The sequence below is a fragment of the Variovorax sp. CAN15 genome, from assembly GCF_030462475.1.
GTDB lineage: Bacteria > Pseudomonadota > Gammaproteobacteria > Burkholderiales > Burkholderiaceae_C > Variovorax.
The window spans coordinates 1-18,433 of the sequence record NZ_JASMRZ010000095.1; the positions used below are offsets into that span (position 1 = coordinate 1).

An 18,433-nucleotide genomic window follows, 5' to 3' on the forward strand; every position below is an offset into this window, starting at 1 on the left:
ACTGATTCCAAACTCTATGAATTCGTTTGATTGATCGCGTGATCAGTCAGACAACCCTTTAACTGATTCCAAACTCTATGAATTCGTTTGATTGATCGCGTGATCAGTCAGACAACCCTTTATGCCTGATGACCATAGCGAGTTGGTCCCACTCCTTCCCATCCCGAACAGGACAGTGAAACGACTCAGCGCCGATGATAGTGCGGGTTCCCGTGTGAAAGTAGGTCATCGTCAGGCTCTTACAGCCACAAAAACCCCCGGTCCACATCGATCGGGGGTTTTTGCTTTGTGTGACAAGAACGGCGATATTCAATTGCCCACGCGGTCCGCCCGAGAGAAGCAACAGTTTTGCGCTGTGAGATTCCGGAAGGCATGCTGGCCTGCCCCCTTTAGGCCTGCCAATGTTGAGTTAGCGAGTCCAAGGTTGCGGAGACTACTTAATCTCCGATGATTGCCGCGAATGGCGTCACCGCCAGTGGGAGTGCGAGCGGCATCGCCGCTACCACGAAGGTCGCTATTGATCGAGCGAACGCGCCTCAGTCGAGCACCAGTTGCGTCTGAGTGACGACAGCGCACAACTTGCCGTCCGCATTGGTCACCGAGGTTTGCCAGACCTGCGTCGTCCGCCCGCGGTGCAGCGCCACGCTGGTGCCGGTGACCGTCGTTCCCACGCGCGCCCCGGCGATGAACTTGGTGCTCGAATCGGTGGTCGTCGTGCGCTTGCCTTCGGGCAGGTTGACGATGGTGCCGACCGCGCCTAGCGTGTCCGCGAAGGCCATGTACGCGCCGCCATGGAGGATGCCGCCGGCGGTGCACAGGTCTGGGCGAACTTCCATTTGCGCGACCACACGCTCGGGAGCGAGCTCGGTGAGCCGCACGCCCATGAGGCCAGGGAAGATGGTGTCCAGCAGTTTCTGCATCGTGGCGATGTCGGGCATGGATGTCTCCTTGCTTGTATGGATGAACGAAGGCTCAGCCGGTGGCCGTCGCGCGCCGCAGCGCCGCGCGGGCCAGCAGGCGGGTCGAATCGAGCGTCGGCAGCGACGAGTTGCCGTCGTTCAGCACCAGCGGCAGCTCGGTGCAGCCCAGCACCACGGCATCGCAGCCGCGTGCCTTCAGCCCGTCGATCATCCGCCGCAGCACGTCGGTGGACTCGGGCCTGATCACGCCGCGCACCAGCTCGTCCATGATGATGCGGCCCATCTCCGAGCGCTCCTCGGCGCTTGGCCGCACGGCCTCGAGCCCGGCTGCCGAGAGCGCCTGCGGATAGACCTCGCTGTTCACCAGCCAATGCGTGCCCAGCACGCCCACACTGCGGAAGCCGCGTGACACGGCCTCTGCCGCAACGACCTCGGCAATGTTCAGCCAGGGCCGCGGCGACCGCGCAAGCACCAGGTGCATCGCCTGGTGGATGGTGTTGTCGGGGCAGATCAGGAAGTCTGCGCCGGCGGCCGCGAGCTTGCCCGCCGACGACAGCATCAGCTGCGCGACGCCGTCCAGATCGCCGCGGTCCAGGCAATCCACGTACGCGGCGAGCGAGTGCGTGTGCATCGAAACCTCGGGGTGCGCATGAGCCTGGCCCATATGGCTGGCGCCTTCGACGCACAGCGTGCGATAGCAGAGTGCAGCGCCTTCGGCCGAACAGCCGACGATGCCGATGTGCAGTGGCATGGAAGAAGTCTCCGGAAGGAAAGTGGCGGCAAACGACGCGGACGATGTTCTCACGCCCTGCGCGACACCGCCACGCCCGCATGGCGGTCGAGCCGCAGCGTCAGCAGCGTCGCGATGGCCATCAGCAGGCCGACCACGTACCAGGCGTAGTGGAAATCGACCAGCTCCACCGCCGGCGCGCCGCGCAGCGCCTGCGATGCGCCGAGCACCATCGCGCCCAGCGCAACGCCGAGCGCGAGCGACACCTGCTGCAGCATGGTGCCGAGCGTGCTGGCGCCAGCCCGGGTTTCGTCGGGCACGTCGGCAAAGGCCAGCGTGTTGATGGCGGTGAAGTTCATCGAGCGCACCATGCCCGCCACGAAGAGCAGCACGCACATCCACGGCAGCGGGTCGCCGGGCGAAAGCAGCCCGCAGCCGAAGAGCGTGGCGGCGCAGATCGCGCCGTTCACCGTCAGCACGCGGCGAAAGCCGAAGCGCCGCAGCACCGCCGTCGTCGCGCTCTTCATCACGAGGTTGCCGGCCATGTACACCAGCAGCATCGAACCGGCCTCGAAGGCGCTCATGCCGAAGCCGATCTGGAACATCAGCGGCAGCAGGAAGGGCGATGCGTTGATCGCGACGCGCGAGATGAAGCCGGCCGTCGCCGTGGCCAGCGCGTAGGTCGGCACCGCCAGCGCGCGCAGGTCGAGCAAAGGCGCCGCCACGCGGCGCGCATGGTGCACGGCGGCCATGGTGGCCACCACACCGGCGGCCAGCAGGCCGAGCGTGACGGCCGAGCCTGGCTGCGGTCCGCCCAGCCGCGTGAGGCCCTCGACCAGCGCGGCCAGCGCGATGGCGGTGAGCACGAAGCCGGTGGCATCGAAGCGCACCGGCGCCGCGTCGGCCCTGCGCGGAAAGAGCCGCATGATCAGCCACAGGCCCGCGAGACCCAGCGGCACGTTCAGCAAGAAGATCCAGTGCCACGACGCATGCGTGGCGATGAGCCCGCCCAGCGGCGGCCCGATCACCGGCGCGATGAGCCCTGGCCAGGTGATGGTGCCGATGGCCTCGATCAGCCGGTGCTTCGGCGTTTCGCGCAGCACCACCAGCCGGCCCACCGGCGACATGAAGGCGGCGGCCGCGCCCTGCACCACGCGCGCCACGACAAAGAATTCGAAGCTCGGAGCGAGCCCGCAGGCGAGCGAGGCGAGGGTGAAGGTGCCGACCGCCAGCCCGAACACCCGCCGCGCGCCGAAGCGCCCCGCGCACCAGCCGGCCGCGGGCACCAGCGCCGCCATTGCGATCAGGTAGACCGTCACGCCCAGGCTCGCGTCCAGCGCGCCGATGCCGAAGGCCGCGCCGATGGCCGGCAGCGCCGTGACGATGACGGTGGCGTCCAGCGTCTCCATGAAGAAGGCGGCCGCCACGGTGAGCGCGATGCGCCTGGAGGCGCTTTCCGCGGCCGCGGCCGGCTGGGCGTTGTCGTTCATGCGCCGAGTCTGACACCGCCGGGCGTCTAGGGTTTACCCGGTGTTAACGATCCGGAAGCTCGGACGGGGCTGGTCGGCGGCATCCGGATCGTCGGCAGGCCGCCTCGCATCCCGTGGAGAAAAGCCCCGTGAAATCAAGGACTTAGTGCGCACGCCGGTCCTTGCCGGCCGTGGCATGTCGATTGCTGAACCATCGACCGGCCGTGCGCCCCCGATGCAGGGCCCGGTCACGAACCTGGAGACAAACCAATGAGCACCCCCATGGAACACCAGACAGCTCCCAAGCCCTTCTACAAATCCCTGTACTTCCAGGTCATCACGGCCATCGTGCTCGGGGTGCTCCTGGGCCACTTCTATCCCGACACCGGTGCCTCGATGAAGCCGCTGGGCGACGGCTTCATCAAGCTGATCAAGATGATCATCGCGCCGATCATCTTCTGCACGGTCGTGGTCGGCATCGCCGGCATGGAGGACATGAAGAAGGTCGGCAAGACCGGCGGCATGGCCCTGCTGTATTTCGAGATCGTCAGCAGCATCGCGCTGCTCGTCGGCCTTGTGCTGGTCAACGTGCTCAAGCCCGGCGCGGGCATGAACGTCGACGTGAGCCTGCTCGACACCAAGAGCATCGCGGCCTATACCGGCCCGGGCAAGATGCAGAGCACCACCGACTTCCTGCTCAACATCATTCCGAGCACGGTGGTCGACGCCTTCGCCAAGGGCGAGATCCTGCAGGTGCTGCTGATCGCGGTGATGTTCGGCTTCGCGCTGCACCGCTTCGGCGGCCGCGGCACGCTGGTGTTCGACATGATCGAGAAGGGCTCGCACGTGCTTTTCGTGATCGTCGGCTACATCATGAAGCTGGCGCCTATCGGTGCCTTCGGCGCCATGGCCTTCACCATCGGCAAGTACGGCGTGAGCTCGCTGCTGCAGCTCGGCCAGCTGATGGCCACCTTCTACGCCACCTGCCTGCTGTTCATCTTCGTGGTGCTGGGGCTCATCGCGCGCTTCCACGGCTTCAGCATCTGGAAGTTCATCAAGTACATCAAGGAAGAGCTGCTGATCGTGCTGGGCACCTCGTCCAGCGAATCGGTGCTGCCGCGCATGATGGCCAAGATGGAGAACCTGGGCGCGAAGAAGTCGGTGGTCGGCCTCGTGATTCCGACAGGCTATTCGTTCAACCTCGACGGCACTTCCATCTACCTGACGATGGCGGCCGTGTTCATCGCGCAGGCGACCAACACCGACATGACGCTGACGCAGCAGCTCACGCTGCTGGCGGTGCTGCTGCTGACCTCCAAGGGCGCGGCCGGCGTGACGGGCAGCGGCTTCATCGTGCTGGCGGCGACGCTGTCGGCCGTGGGGCACGTGCCGGTGGCGGGGCTGGCGCTCATTCTCGGCATCGACCGCTTCATGTCGGAAGCCCGCGCGCTCACCAACCTGATCGGCAACGGCGTCGCCACCCTGGTGGTCGCCAAGTGGACCGGCGACCTCGACACCGTGCGCATGAACCGGCACCTGAACCAGGAAAGCACGGCCGAGGCCGACGAGCCCGAGCGCGTGCTCGACGCCACCGAGACGCACATGCCGGCCGGCAGCGCGCGCCAGGCTTCCTGATCTTTTCTTCCGCTCCCTCCGGCCCCGCCCCGGGGCCATCGGGCTGCCACTAATGCGGGCGGCCCGGCCTTGTGCAATAACGGGCCCATGAATTCAAGGGAGCCGGCCCGGCGTCTAGACCCACATCCCGACCAGGCGACGAGAGGGTGGCGCGGCCTGCCCCGATGGGGCGGCGCGCTGGCCCTGGTGGCCGTGGCCGCCTTCGCGGGCCACCAGGTCGCGATGCAGACCGGCCTGGCCCGGCTGCGCGAAGCGGCCGACCACCGGCTCGACATGCTGGCCACAGGCCTCGACGCCGACCTGGCCCGCTTCGACTACCTGCCCGCGCTGCTGGAGATGACGCCCCTGGTGCCGGCACTGCTCGGCACGCCGTCGGACACGCGCCTGCGCGACTCGGTCAACCGCTACCTCGACGGCGTCAACGCCGCGGCTGGCGCGGAGATGCTCTACGTGCTCGATGCCTCCGGCACCTCGCTGGCCGCTTCCGACTGGGACAAGCCTGGCACCACCGTGGGCCAGGACCTGTCGTTCCGGCCCTACGTGATCGACGCGCTGGGGCAGGGCAGGGGGCGCTTCTACGGCGTGGGCATCACCAGCAAGAAGCCGGGCTACTACCTTTCGTATGCGTTGCGACGAGGGCAGGCTTCGCGCGGCGTGGTGGCCGTGAAGATCAATCTCGAGGAGGCCGAGCGCGCCTGGCGCAAGCTGCCGGGCGACGTGGCGCTGATCGACCAGCGCGGCGTGGTAATTCTCTCGACGCGCGAGGACATCAAGTTCAGGCCGCTGCTGCCGCTGGACGCGCTGCAGCGCGCCGAGGTGCTGCGCTCGCGCCCCTACGGCGAGGCCGCGCTGCAGCCACTGCGATGGACGCAGAAGGAATCGCTGGACCGCGACGTGCAGGTGATTTCGCTCGACGGCATGGACCAGCTCGCCTCCGCCCGAACCCTGCGCGGCGCGCCGTGGCAGCTGGTGGTGCTCGACAACCTCGCGCCGCTGCATGTGGCGGCGCGCAACGCGGCCATCACCGCCAGCCTCGCGATGACGGTGCTGCTGCTGGTGGCCGTGGCGGTGTGGCAGCGCCGCCGCGCGGTGCGGCAGAAGCTGGCCAACCAGGCCGCGCTGCAGGCGGCGCACGACACGCTCGAATCGACCGTGGCCGCGCGCACCGCGCAACTGCGCGCGGCGCAGGGCGAGCTGGTGCATGCCGGCAAGATGGCCGCGCTGGGCCAGATGTCGGCCGGCGTGGTGCACGAGCTCAACCAGCCGCTCACGGCCATGCGCACGCTCTCGGAAAGCGCCGCCATCCTGCTCGACAAGAACCGCCTCGACGACGTGCGCGGCAACCTGGAGCGCATCCGAAGCATGGTCGACCGGCTCGCGCGGCTGACTTCGCAGCTGCGCACCTTCGCCTACAAGAGCGAGCTGCCGCTGGCGCCCGTGCTGCTGTCGCACGCGATCGCCGACGCGCAGGTGATCGTGGCCGAGGCTTCGCGCAAGCAGCGCGTTTCCATCGAGGTCGACGTGAAGCCCGCCACGCTGAGCGTGATGGCCGAGGAGGCCGCGCTCGGCAGCGTGCTCGCCAACCTGATGCGCAACGCCATCGACGCGATGCAGGACGCGCCGGTGCGCAAGCTGCGCATGGAAGCGCGGCCGAAGGAGGGCCGCGTGCTGCTGTCGGTGACCGACACCGGACCCGGCATCCGCCCGGACATCCTGCAGCGCCTGTTCGAACCCTTCGTCACGGGCAAGGCGGCGGGGTCGGGCCTGGGACTGGGGCTCGTGATCTCGGCACAATTGGTGCGGTCCATGGACGGCACGCTGCGCGCGGCCAACCTGGACGGCGGCGGGGCATGCTTCGTCATCGACCTGCCGGCGGCCATTGCCGTGATCCACGACAGCAGCAGCAACCCGCCGGTTTCCGACGCCCTTTCCATTGCACAACAGGAGTGATCCCCAAGTGAGCGAAGCCCCTGCCATCCGGGTGATGCTGATCGAGGACGACGAAGACGTCCGCGTCAGCACCACCCAGGTGCTGACCCTGGCCGGTTTCGAAGTCGAGTCCTTTCCCAGCGCCGAGCGCGCACGGGCGCACATCACGTTCGGCGTGCCGGCCGTCGTCATCAGCGACGTGCGCCTGCCGGGCCTGAGCGGCACCGAGTGGCTGCCCGAGCTGCGCGGCGTCGACCCCGAGCTGCCGGTGATCCTCGTCACCGGCCACGGCCACATCGCAATGGCCGTGCAGGCCATGCGCGAGGGTGCTTACGACTTCATCGAGAAGCCCTTCGGCTCCGAGCGGCTGGTGGCCATCGTGCGCCACGCCATCGAGCGGCGGCAGCTCAGCCTGCAGGTGCGCGCATTGCGCGACGCGCTGGAGAACTGGCAGGGCATCCAGTCGGTGCTGATCGGCCGCTCTGCGCAGATGCAGCAGGTGCGCCAGACCGTGAAGACGCTGGCCGAGACTTCCGCCGACGTGCTGGTCTACGGCGAGACCGGTACCGGCAAGGAGCTCGTCGCGCGTTGCCTGCACGACCACAGCGCGCGCCGCCGCCAGCATTTCGTGCCGCTCAATTGCGGCGGCCTGCCCGAGTCGCTGGCCGAGAGCGAGCTGTTCGGCCACGAGGCCGGCGCCTTTACCGGCGCCAGCCGCTTGCGCGTGGGCAAGTTCGAATACGCCAGCGGCGGCACGCTCTTCCTCGACGAGATCGAGAGCATGCCGATGGCGGTACAGATCAAGCTGTTGCGCGCGCTGCAGGAACGCAGCATCGAGCGCATCGGCTCCAACAAGACCATTCCCTTCGATTGCCGCGTGGTGGCCGCGAGCAAGGACGACCTGAAGGCCATGAGCGACCAGCAGAAGTTCAGGGCCGACCTGTACTACCGCCTGGGCGTGGCCTTCATCGAGCTGCCGCCCCTGCGCGAGCGGCGGGAAGACATCCCGCTGCTGTTCGAGCACTTCACCCTTCAGGCCGCGAGCCGCTACGAGCGTCCCGCGCCGCTGCTGAGCAACGCGCAACTGGCCGACCTGATGGCCTACGCCTGGCCCGGCAACGTGCGCGAGCTGCGCAACGTGGCCGACCGCTTCGTGCTGGGGCTGCTGGGCGAGCGCCTGACGCAGACGCACGGCGGCGCCGGCGGGGCGCAGGGCGTGCCCGCGTTGCCGCGGGGGCTGCCGCAGCAGGTGGAATCCTTCGAGCGGGCGGTGATCGTCGAGGAACTGCGGCGCCAGCGCGGCGACCAGCCGGCGACGGCCGCCGCGCTGGGCATCGCGCGCCAGACGCTGCACGACAAGGTGCGCAAGCTGGGCCTGACGGTCGACGAGTTCAAGTGAGGGAAGCGGCGCGCGCCAGGCCTGGAGTGCGTCAGGCCTGGAACTGGTAGCCGGTGCCCCGCACGGCGTGCAGCGGCAGTGAAATGCCCGCCGCCGTCGCCTTTCGCCGCAGCCGGCTGACCACCGCATCCACGCGCTGCAGGTCGAAATTCTCCAGGTCGCCGCCGCCCAGCGCCGCCGCGAGCTGCGTCCGGTCGACGGGCTTGTTGCGCTGTTTGAAGAGGCTGGTGACGATGGCGCGCTCCGACATCGTGAGGCGCAGCGCCCGGCCTTCGGGGTCGTACAGGATCCAGTCGCCTTCCTTGAGTACCCAGCGCCCCGTGCCGCGCGGCGCCTCCGGCTGATGCGGCTGCAGTGTGCGGCCGGCGCTCGCTTCGGCCGCCTTGATGCGCCGGTAGATGGCTTCGATCGAGGCCGCGAGTTCTTCGGCATGCACCGGCTTCACGAGATAGGCGTCGGCGCCGCCGCGCAGGCCTCGTACCCGGTCGCTGAGGTCGCCGCGCGCGGTCGCGAAGATGATCCCCACGTTGCTGGCGGAGCGCAGGTGCTGCGCGATCGAAAATCCGTTCTCGTCCGGCAGTTCGATGTCGATCACCACGACGTCGCAGCGGCTGACCGCATAGGCCCTGTAGAACTCCGCCGCCGTCGAGAAGCCGGAGGCCTTGAAACCCAGTTGCTCGAGACTGTAGACCAGCGCTTCCTGAAGGTCTTCTTCGTCTTCGATCAGGTAGACGGTTATTTTTTTATCTGTATTGGAGTTCGGAATATTCATGATGCACCTCTCCTCGGCCTCGGCTGGCACGAGCGGCTGGCGCCGAAGACTGGCCGGACAATATCAACAACATGAAAAGAAATAGAAGCCTTGCTTTTATCCTGGGGGCGGCGCTGTGGCTGATTTCGCTGGGTGCTCACGCCCTTGTGCTTCGCGGCGATCAGGGGGTGAAAAATCCTGTCTCGCTGCTCGGCCAAGAGGAAATATTCATTGATACATCCGGAAATACAACCATCGAGGACATTCTTTCAGCCCGCGACGGCGTGGAGTTTATAGCCGGAGATACCCGCCTCGGCCGACTTCGCGCAGAAGAGATTTACTGGATCAGGTTTTCATTGCAGCAAGAGCCCGGCGCACTTTCGCAATGGGTTGTCCAGATATTCCCCAACTGGGTCGACGACGTGGAGGTCTACCGGCGCGATGCTTCGGGCAGGATTTCGGTCGACAGGGTGGGCGACCAGCAGCCCTTCGTCGACCGGGCCATCCGCAGCAGCATGATGGCCTTCCCGGTCGTGGTGGGCTCCTCGCCCGAAACCTACTACGTGCGGGTGAAGACGCATGGACTGGCGCCCCTGTGCCTGCACGTCTGGCAACGGGCCGGGCTGGAGCGCGCGGAGGCGAGCCGGATGGCCTTCCTCTCGGCGTTCGCCGGCGCCATCGGCGTCATGGTGCTGATGAACCTGATCTTCTGGGCCTGGCTGCGCAACAGCATCTATCCGGTCTACGCGCTCTTCCTGGTCTCGATGTTCGTGGCCGTCGCCTCGATGCTGGGCTGCGCAAGCTCGGTGCTTTTTCCCGATGCGCCGCTGGTGGCCGACCGCTTCGTGGACACGAGTTCGTGCGCGCTGATGTCGATCGCCGCCGTGTTCGCCTGGCGATTCTTCGACTACGACAGCTACTCGCCGCGGGCGGCCTGGTTCATGAAGGCCGCGGCGGTGGCCTTCGCCGCGATGGCGACTCTTTCTGCGTGCGGTGTCGACGCCGCCATCCATGTGGCGGCCTACCTCCAGATCACTGTCGGCTTCTTCAACCTCGGATTCGTCGTCTGGCTGATAGTCCGCCACCGGGCGTTCCAATACCTGCTGGCGGCCATCGTCTTCACCTGCGTGAACCTGTCCTGGACCTTCTACCTGCTGGTGCTTCTGGGACTCGTGACCATGAAGCACCCCTTCATCCTCGAGTCCTGGATTCCCATGCTGCAGCTTGCGAACCTGGCGATGCTCAACTTCGCGGTGGCCAGCCGTTCAAGGCAGGCGGAGCTGGCGCTGCGAGCGGAGCGCAAGCGCGCCTTCGACTCGATGAAGGTCGCCAAGACGGCGCTGGAGGACAGGGTGCGCCAGCGCGAGTTCGTCGCTGTCGTCTCGCATGAGTTCCGCACGCCGCTGGCGGTCATCGACGCGGTGGCGCATGCCCTGGAGCTTTCGCCGTCCGGGCGGGACGAAGCCGTGAAGCGCGCCGTCGGGAAGATCCGCAAAGCCGCCCGCCGCCTGGCAGTGCTGATCGAGAACATCCTGCAGGACGACGCGCTGGAGATCGGCCCGACGAGGCCCGCCGCACGCAGCTTCGATCTGAGCGAGGTGATCGAAAGCGTGCGGGGCGTCGGCCTGCCCGAAGAAAACGCCCGCCTGAGCGTCGAGGCGCCAGCGCAGCGGACGATGTGCGAAGGCGACCCGGCAAGAATCGAAATGGCGATCCGCAACTTGGTCCACAACGCGCTGAAGTACTCGCCGCCCGATTCGGCGGTCACCGTGCGCTGCGAATCCGTGACGGGCCATTTCAGCGTGACGGTCTGCAACCAGTGCGAGCCGATTCCCGAAGGCGAAAGGAGCAGCCTCTTCGAGCGCTATTTCAGGGGGGCCACGTCGACCCAGGTGCCCGGCTCGGGGCTGGGGCTCCACATCTCGCGGACCATCGCCCGCCAGCACGGCGGGGACGTCGTGCTGCTCTCCAGCGATACCGGGGGCACGGTGTTCCGCCTGACGATCCCGCTGGAACCGGCTCTCCTTGCGCTGCCGCGCTGAAATCGGCAGGCGGTGACTGGGCGCGGAGGGCCTTCGACACGCAGTGGCGAAGCGTGAACTTTTCGATGCCGGAAAGAAAACGTTTTCAGAGTCTTTGGCGGCATTTGATGACATTCATCGTCATTAATGCGCATTGACTTTGGCGTGGGACAAGAAGTTTTCCGGCTCCTGACCCAACTTTGTGATTTTCTTCCATGCATTACACAAAAGTTTTTACTTTATGCATGCATGAATCGGTCAATGTAGGTCATTTGCAGTCAATGACGAACATTGTCTGATCCGATTGTAAATAGATACATTCCCCAGCCCGAAAGGTTCATGGGGATACGGCGAAAGCTCTTTTCCATGAAATCCAACGTTGAACGGAGAGTTTGGAATGATTTCGCCGGAGTCTCGCGCCCAGGTCTTGAGCCTGGACAAATCCCAGCTGATTTATCTGCCGCCGCACCAGCGTGAGCCGTCGCACGCCGACGGCTTCGATCTGCTGGGCGATTTCATCGGATCGCTCCAGGCGGGGCAGCGCTCGGGACTGGTTCTGCTGCCATTGCCTGTCGACGCCACCGTCCAGTGGCTGGACTCGGTCCGCGCACTGATCGACGCGCCGCTGCTGTTCGCGGTCAACAGTGACAGCGCCGCTGCACAGCAGCGTATCGACCGCGAGTTCTCCGGCGAGAGGAATTTCGATTTCGTGCTTCATCCCTTCGATCTGGGCGAGGTCAGATCGAAAGCACAGGGCCTGCTTCACCGCACCACCCTCGCCGCGTATGGCGCGGGAAGAAACGAACTGCTGATCTACCGGGGCTACCGTTTCCAGATCAGCGAACGCCGGGTGTTCCACGACGAGCGGGAAATGTACCTGCAGCCCCGCGAATTCGACCTGGCCCTCGAATTGTTCAGGAACAGGGATTGCCTTTTGAGCCGGGAGCAGCTCTATGGTCTTTTCTGGCGGGATACCGTCAGTCTGCGCTCCCGCGCATTGGATGTCTGCGTTTTCAAGATTCGCAGAAAGCTCAATATAGAACCGGCAAATGGATTGATGCTGCGCGCCGTATTCGGTCAGGGATACAAGCTGCACACGGTCTCGCCGATGTTTCTCAGATGAATTGAGGGTTGCCTGAATCGCAGGCAATTTTTTGGCCGGCGCTTGCCGTTCGAGCGCCGGCCACCTTTTTAGCTTTGTTTTTTACTTTTCGGGATGCATCCGAGCAACATAGCCGGAGCTTCCGGGAATTCACATGTCGGTCGAAAAATCAGGGAGCAGAAAATGATTTCGTTGAAGGTAGTAAGCAAACGCAGTGGAGACGGCACCCCCGTCTCGGTGAACGAGGTGTTCCTGAAGGAAGCGGCGGTCGTCCGGGTAGGGCTGTCCAGGGAGCAGGTCAAGGGGATGCGCCGTGTCGGCAACGACCTGGTCATCACATCCATCTCGGGCGAGGTCGTCACCATCCGCGAGTTCTTCTCGTCGTTCGATGGCCACAAGAGCGACCTCGTGCTCGACGACGAGAAGGGCGGCCTGTGGCTCACCGGCTTCGGCGAAGGCCAGGGTGAGCTGGCGCTCGACTATTCGGGCATCGACGCCATCGAGCCCCTGCTGCTGGAGCAGGACTTCAACTTCGGCGTGCTGCCCTGGCTGCTGGGCGGCGGACTGGCGGCCGCCGGCGCTGCCGGAGGCGGCGGCGGTGGAGGAGGCGGGGCGAGCGCCGGTTCGGCGATGGCGCTTGTGCCTTCGCCTTCCACGTCCCTCACTTCTCCCGGCGACGCATCGCTGCCAGGCAGGCCCACCGTCAACCCGACCAACGCGAGGCTGATCACCGGCACCGCCCAGCCCGGCACCACCGTCCGCGTCACCGACAACACGGGCAAGGAAATCGGCAGCGCGACCGTCGAGGCCGATGGCCGCTACGTGGTCCAGCCGTCCTCGCCTCCGCCGCACGGCACTGAGCTCCGCGTCGTCGCGGTGGACTCGGCCGGAAACATGAGCCCCGAGGCCCGCACGACCGTCGACAGCGTGGCCCCCACGGTTCCAACCATCATTCCCACCAACGGCGCGGTCATCGTCGGCACCGCCGAGGCCGGCTCCGTGGTCACCGCCACCGACGGACGCGGCAACGTGATCGGCCGCACCACGGCCGGCCAGGACGGCGGCTACACCATCAAGCCGTCAGCGCCGCTGGCCGACGGCACCGCCATCAACGTCGTGGCCACCGACGCCGCCGGGAACGCGAGCGTGCCCGCCACCGCCACGGCCGACAGCACCGCTCCGTCACGACCCACGGTCAACCCGTCCAACGGCAGCCTGATCACGGGTATCGCGGAAGCTGGCGCGGTCGTCACCGTCAAGGACGGCTCGGGCAAGGTCATCGGCAGCGCGACCGCCGCTTCCAGCGGTGCGTTCAGCGTCACCCCCACGACGCCTCCCGCGGACGGCGCATCGATCAGCGTCGTTGCGACCGACCCGGCCGGCAACGCCAGCCAGCCGGCCACCGCCACCATCGATGCGACGCCGCCCGCCACGCCCAAGGTGAACCCCACGGACGGCAGCCCCATCACCGGCACAGCGGAGCCCGGCGCGGTAGTCACGATCACCGACGACAAGGGCGCCCTCATCGGCAGCACGACCGCTGCGTCCAGCGGCGTCTACAGCTTCACGCCGACCAGGCCGCCGGCCAACGGCGTGGTGATCAAGGTCACCGCCTCGGATGCCGCCGGCAACACCAGCAAGCCGGCCACGGCCGTCATCGACGGCACGCCGCCGACGCCCACGGTCAACCTGACGAAGGGCAGCCCGATCGCTGGCACCTCCGAGCCCGACTCCGTGGTCACGGTCACGGACAGCAAGGGCAACCTCATCGGCAGCACGACCACCGCGGCCGACGGCACCTACTCCCTCGTTCCCGCGAACCCTCCGGCGGACGGCACCGTGATCTACGTCGTCGCGAAGGACCTTGCCGGCAACGTGGGCCGGCCCGCGACCACCACGGTCGACAGCAGGCCGCCGGACGCGCCGCTGGTCAACGCGACGAACGGCGGCGTGGTCGCAGGCACGGCCGAGGCCAACTCCGTCGTCACGGTCAAGGACGCCACGGGCAAGCTCATCGGCAGCACCACCGCCGACGCCGCCGGCAAGTTCAGCGTCGCGCCCGCGGCACAGCTAGCGGACGGCACGGTATTGCACGTCACCGCCGCGGACGCCGTCGGCAACGTGAGTGCCGAAGGCCTGGCCACGGTGGACCGGGTACCGCCGGCCGCCCCCTCGGTCGACCCCACGCACGGCAGTGCGATCACGGGCCGTGCGGAGCCTGGTTCGCTCGTCACCGTCAGGGACGTCTCCGGCAATGTCATCGGCAGCGCGACGGTCGGTTCCAACGGCTTCTACAGCGTGGTGCCCAAGACGCCGCCTGCCGACGGCGCGGTTCTGCGCGTCACCGCGACCGACGCCGCCGGCAACACCGGCCCTGAAACCAGGACCACGGTCGACGGCGTTCCGCCGGCAAGGCCCACGGTCGATCCGACCGCCGGCAGCCTGATCACCGGCAGCGCGGAGCCCGGCTCCGTCGTCACCGTCAGGGACGGTGCGGGCACCTTGCTCGGCAGCGCGACCGCCGATTCGAACGGCCGCTACAGCATCAAGCCCGTGGCCGTGCCGTCGCACAACACCGTGCTGCGCGTCACCGCGACCGACCCCGCAGGCAACGACAGCCCCGAAGCCAGGGCCACCGTCGACAGCCTGCCGCCTTCGGCGCCCACCGTCGATCCGAGTTCCGGCCACACGATCAGCGGCGCGGCCGAGGCCGGCTCGCTCGTCACCGTCAAGGACGGGGCGGGCAAGCTGCTCGGCAGCGCGACCGCCGATGCGAACGGCAAGTTCAGCATCACGCCCGCCACGCCGCTGGCCGATGGTGCCCAGGTCAGCGTCGTCGCCACCGACGCCGCCGGCAATGCGAGTTCGCCCGCCACGATGGTTGTCGATGGCACGGCCCCGCTCGCACCGGCCGTCAATCCCACAGACGGCAGCCGGATCACCGGCACGGCCGAATCCGGCTCGGTAGTCACCGTCAAGGACGGGGCAGGCAAGCTCATCGGCAGCGCGACGGCCGATGCGAATGGCAAGTTCAGCATCACCCCCACGACGCCCGTGGCGGATGGCACCACCATCACCGCCGTGGCGACAGACCGGGCGGGCAACGCCAGCCAGCCCGTCACCACCACGGTGGACAGCACGCCACCCGCCAGGCCCTCCATCGATGCGACCAACGGCAGCCTGATCACCGGCACGGCCGAGCAGGGCTCGATCGTCACCATCCGTGATGGCGCCGGCAATCTTGTCGGCAGCGCTGCCGCCGATTCCAATGGCCGATACAGCATCAAGCCTGCGACCGTTCCGCCGCACAACACCGTGCTGCGTGCCGTCGCTGCGGACGCCGCCGGAAACACCAGCCCTGAAACGCGCGCCACGGTCGACAGCGAGCTGCCCGCCGCGCCAAAGGTCGACCCGACGAACGGCGGCTCGATCACCGGCACGGCCGAGGCCGGCTCGGTGGTCACCGTCAAGGACGGCACCGGCAAGCTGATCGGCAGCACGACAGCCGATAGCAACGGCAACTACAGCATCAAGCCGGCGACACAGCTGCCGCACGACACGGAACTGAACGTCACCGCCACCGATGCGGCCGGGAACACGAGCCAGCCTGCGCGCAGCACCGTCGACAACAAGGCGCCCGATGCGCCCAAGGTCAATCCCAGCAACGGCGGTGCGATCACCGGTACGGCCGAAGCAGGCTCGGTGGTCACCGTGAAGGACGGCGCCGGCAAGCTCATCGGCAGCACGACGGCCGATGCGAACGGCAAGTTCAGCATCACCCCCACGACGCCCGTGGCGGATGGCACCACCGTCACCGCCGTCGCGACCGACCGGGCGGGCAACGCCAGCCAGCCCGCCACCATCACGGTGGATGGCACGCCGCCCGCCAGGCCCTCCATCGATGCGACCAACGGCAGCCTGATCACCGGCTCGGCCGAACTGGACTCGATCGTCACCATCCGCGATGGCGCCGGCAACCTCGTCGGCAGCGCGGCCGTCGATTCGAACGGCCGCTACAGCATCAAGCCCGCGATCGTTCCCTTGCACAACACGGTGCTGCGCGCCATTGCCACCGACGCGGCCGGCAACGCCAGCTCCGAGACACGCGCCACGGTCGACAGCGAGCTGCCCGCCGCGCCCAAGGTCGATCCGACGAACGGCGGCTCGATCACGGGCACGGCCGAGGCCGGCACGGTTGTCACCGCCAAGGACGGCGCCGGCAACCTTGTCGGCAGCGCGTCCGCCGATGCCAACGGCAACTACAGCATCAAGCCGGCAACGCCGTTGGCGCACGACACTGCACTGAGCGTGACGGCCACCGATGCCGCCGGCAACACCGGCCAGCCAGCACGTGCAACGGTCGATGGCCAGGCGCCCGGTGCGCCGACTGTCAAGCCGACGAACGGCAGCCTGATCACCGGCACGGCCGAGGCCGGCTCGGTGGTCACCGTCAAGGACGGCGCCGGCAAGCTCGTCGGCAGCGCGRCCGCAGACGGCGGCGGTGCCTACGCCATCCAACCTGCCGTGCCACCCTCCGACGGCACGGTGCTGCGCGTCAGCGCCACCGATGCCGCCGGCAACACCGGCCAGAGCGCGACCGCCACGGTCGACGCCGTGCCGCCCGGCCAGCCCTCGATCGATCCGACCAATGGCAAGCTGATCTCGGGCTTCGCCGAGCCCCTCTCGGTGGTCACGATCCGTGACGGCGCCGGCAATGTCATCGGCAGCACGACGGCGGCCCGGAACGGCGTCTACAGCATCAAGCCCGCGCTCGTCCTGGCCGACGGCACCGTGCTGCGCGCCTTCGCCACCGACGCGGCCGGCAACGCCAGCTCCGAAGCACGCAGCACCGTGGACAGCGTCGTGCCCGTCACGCCGACCATCAGCCCGACCAATGGAAACCGCATCTCGGGCAAGGCCGAGGCCGGCTCGATCGTCACGGTCAAGGACGATGCCGGCAATCTCATCGGCAGCGCTACCGCCGAATCCAACGGCACCTACACCGTGACGCCGGCAACCCCGCCGGCGCACGGCACCGTGCTGCACGTCACCTCCACCGACGCCGCGGGCAACACCAGCCCCGAAGCCCAGGCCACGGTCGACCGCACGGCGCTGCCGGCGGCCACCATCAACCCCACCGATGGCAGCCCCATCACCGGCACGGCGGAACCAGGCTCGGTGGTCACCGTCAAGGACGACGCGGGCAATCTGATCGGCAGCACCACCGCCGATTCGCGCGGTGCCTACAGCATCACGCCGGCCGTCACCCCGCCGAATGGCACGGTGCTGCACGTCGTGACCACCAATGCAGCAGGCAACGCGAGTCCGGAAGCCACCGCGACGGTCGACAGCGTCCCACCCCCTGCACCGACCATCGAGCCGAGCAACGGCAACCTGGTCACCGGCACGGCCGAGGCCGGCTCCGTGGTCCGCATCACCGATGACACGGACAAGCTCATCGGCAGCGCGATCGCCGCGCCCAACGGCGCCTACAGCATCAAGCCCGCGGCCGTTCCGGCGCACGGCACGGTGCTGCGCGCCGTCGCCACCGACGCTGCCGGCAATGCCAGCCCCGAAGCCAGGACGACCGTCGACCGCGTGCTGCCTGCGGCACCGAAGGTCGATCCGTCGCAAGGCGGCGTCGTCACGGGTACGGCGGAAGTCGGCTCCGTCGTCAAGATCACCGACGACGCGGGCAATCCCATCGGCAGCGCGACGGCCGGCAACGACGGCACCTACAGCATCAAGCCTTCCGCCACCCTGCCGAACGGTGCGGTGATGCGCGTGACCGCGACCGATGCCGCGGGCAACGTCAGTCCCGAAACCAGGTCGGCGGTCGACAGCGTTGCGCCCGCTGTGCCGACAGTGAAGCCCACCAACGGCAACACCGTCACCGGTACGGCCGAGGCGGGTTCGCTCGTCACCGTGAAGGACGGTGCGGGCAACACCATCGGCAGCGCGACGGCGGACGGCAGCGGCAACTACAGCGTCAAGCCCGCGACCTCTCCCGCGCACGACACCGTGCTGCAGCTCACCGCGACCGACGCGGCCGGCAACACCAGCGCGCCTGCCACGGCCAAGGTCGACGCCAAGGCGCCCGACGCGCCGACGATCGAGCCGACCCACGGCGATCCGATCACCGGCCGCGCCGAGGCCGGCTCGGTGGTCACCGTCAAGGACGGCGCAGGCAAGGTGGTCGGAAGCGCGACCGCCGCAGCAGATGTACTACACGCCCAGCGGCACTTCGATCCAGGCCAAGGGCATCGTGCCCAACGTGCTGGCGCTACTACACGCCCAGCGGCACTTCGATCCAGGCCAAGGGCATCGTGCCCAACGTGCTGGTCGACGAAAGCGCCGAGGGCAGCCCCTTCGCCGCCCTGCGCATGCGCGAGGCCGACCTCGAGAAGCACCTGGCCAGCGGCCAGGGCCCCGAAGTGAAGGACCCGGAACGCGAGAAGGCCCGCGACGAAGCCCGCA

General features: G+C 67.6%; 9 protein-coding genes, 1 rRNA gene and 2 pseudogenes. 8 read left to right on the forward strand and 4 right to left on the reverse strand.

Annotation, left to right across the window (positions count from 1 at the left end; all coding sequences use genetic code 11):
• The first annotated feature begins 124 nt into the window (after positions 1 to 124).
• Positions 125 to 237: ribosomal RNA gene (rrf, locus tag QMO14_RS29715) — 5S ribosomal RNA — on the forward strand.
• A gap of 299 nt (positions 238 to 536) precedes the next feature.
• On the opposite strand, the gene QMO14_RS29720 is transcribed toward rrf, so the two are convergent.
• Genes QMO14_RS29720 through QMO14_RS29730 form a run of 3 tightly spaced genes read right to left on the reverse strand, consistent with a single transcriptional unit; the run spans position 537 to position 3,140 of the window.
• Entirely contained in the window at positions 537 to 938 is a 402-nt protein-coding gene (locus QMO14_RS29720) for a PaaI family thioesterase (protein ID WP_301511583.1), read from the reverse strand.
• Between the two features lie 34 nt (positions 939 to 972).
• Positions 973 to 1,671, reverse strand: coding sequence for an aspartate/glutamate racemase family protein (locus QMO14_RS29725; protein WP_301511584.1), 699 nt, complete (start codon positions 1,669 to 1,671; stop codon positions 973 to 975).
• A 50-nt stretch (positions 1,672 to 1,721) separates the two neighbouring features.
• Complete coding sequence (locus QMO14_RS29730; protein ID WP_301511585.1) at positions 1,722 to 3,140, reverse strand: MFS transporter; 1,419 nt, start codon at positions 3,138 to 3,140, stop codon at positions 1,722 to 1,724.
• 261 nt (positions 3,141 to 3,401) lie between these two features.
• Here QMO14_RS29730 and QMO14_RS29735 point away from each other — a divergent pair, with 261 nt between their 5' ends.
• The 3 genes from QMO14_RS29735 (at position 3,402) to QMO14_RS29745 (ending at position 8,082) form a co-directional block, all read left to right on the forward strand.
• Positions 3,402 to 4,754 carry a dicarboxylate/amino acid:cation symporter gene (locus QMO14_RS29735; RefSeq protein WP_301511594.1) on the forward strand — a complete coding sequence of 451 codons (1,353 nt, stop codon included), beginning with the start codon at positions 3,402 to 3,404 and terminating at the stop codon, positions 4,752 to 4,754.
• Between the two features lie 87 nt (positions 4,755 to 4,841).
• Positions 4,842 to 6,704, forward strand: coding sequence for an ATP-binding protein (locus tag QMO14_RS29740; RefSeq protein ID WP_301511587.1), 1,863 nt, complete (start codon positions 4,842 to 4,844; stop codon positions 6,702 to 6,704).
• 7 nt (positions 6,705 to 6,711) lie between these two features.
• Positions 6,712 to 8,082, forward strand: coding sequence for a sigma-54 dependent transcriptional regulator (locus QMO14_RS29745; protein WP_301511588.1), 1,371 nt, complete (start codon positions 6,712 to 6,714; stop codon positions 8,080 to 8,082).
• A gap of 31 nt (positions 8,083 to 8,113) precedes the next feature.
• Here QMO14_RS29745 and QMO14_RS29750 read toward each other — a convergent pair whose 3' ends face one another.
• Entirely contained in the window at positions 8,114 to 8,854 is a 741-nt protein-coding gene (locus tag QMO14_RS29750; RefSeq protein WP_301511589.1) for a response regulator transcription factor, read from the reverse strand.
• Positions 8,855 to 8,925: 71 nt separating this feature from the next.
• Here QMO14_RS29750 and QMO14_RS29755 point away from each other — a divergent pair, with 71 nt between their 5' ends.
• The 4 genes and pseudogenes from QMO14_RS29755 to QMO14_RS29770 form a co-directional block, all read left to right on the forward strand.
• Positions 8,926 to 10,875 carry a sensor histidine kinase gene (locus QMO14_RS29755; protein WP_301511591.1) on the forward strand — a complete coding sequence of 650 codons (1,950 nt, stop codon included), beginning with the start codon at positions 8,926 to 8,928 and terminating at the stop codon, positions 10,873 to 10,875.
• 376 nt (positions 10,876 to 11,251) lie between these two features.
• Positions 11,252 to 11,977, forward strand: a complete 726-nt coding sequence (locus QMO14_RS29760; protein WP_301511592.1) for a winged helix-turn-helix domain-containing protein — start codon at positions 11,252 to 11,254, stop codon at positions 11,975 to 11,977.
• A 162-nt stretch (positions 11,978 to 12,139) separates the two neighbouring features.
• Positions 12,140 to 18,028 (forward strand): annotated as a pseudogene (locus tag QMO14_RS29765) (Ig-like domain-containing protein); the annotation flags it as partial.
• Positions 18,029 to 18,237: 209 nt separating this feature from the next.
• Positions 18,238 to 18,433: pseudogene (locus QMO14_RS29770) on the forward strand (peptidase S41); the annotation flags it as partial.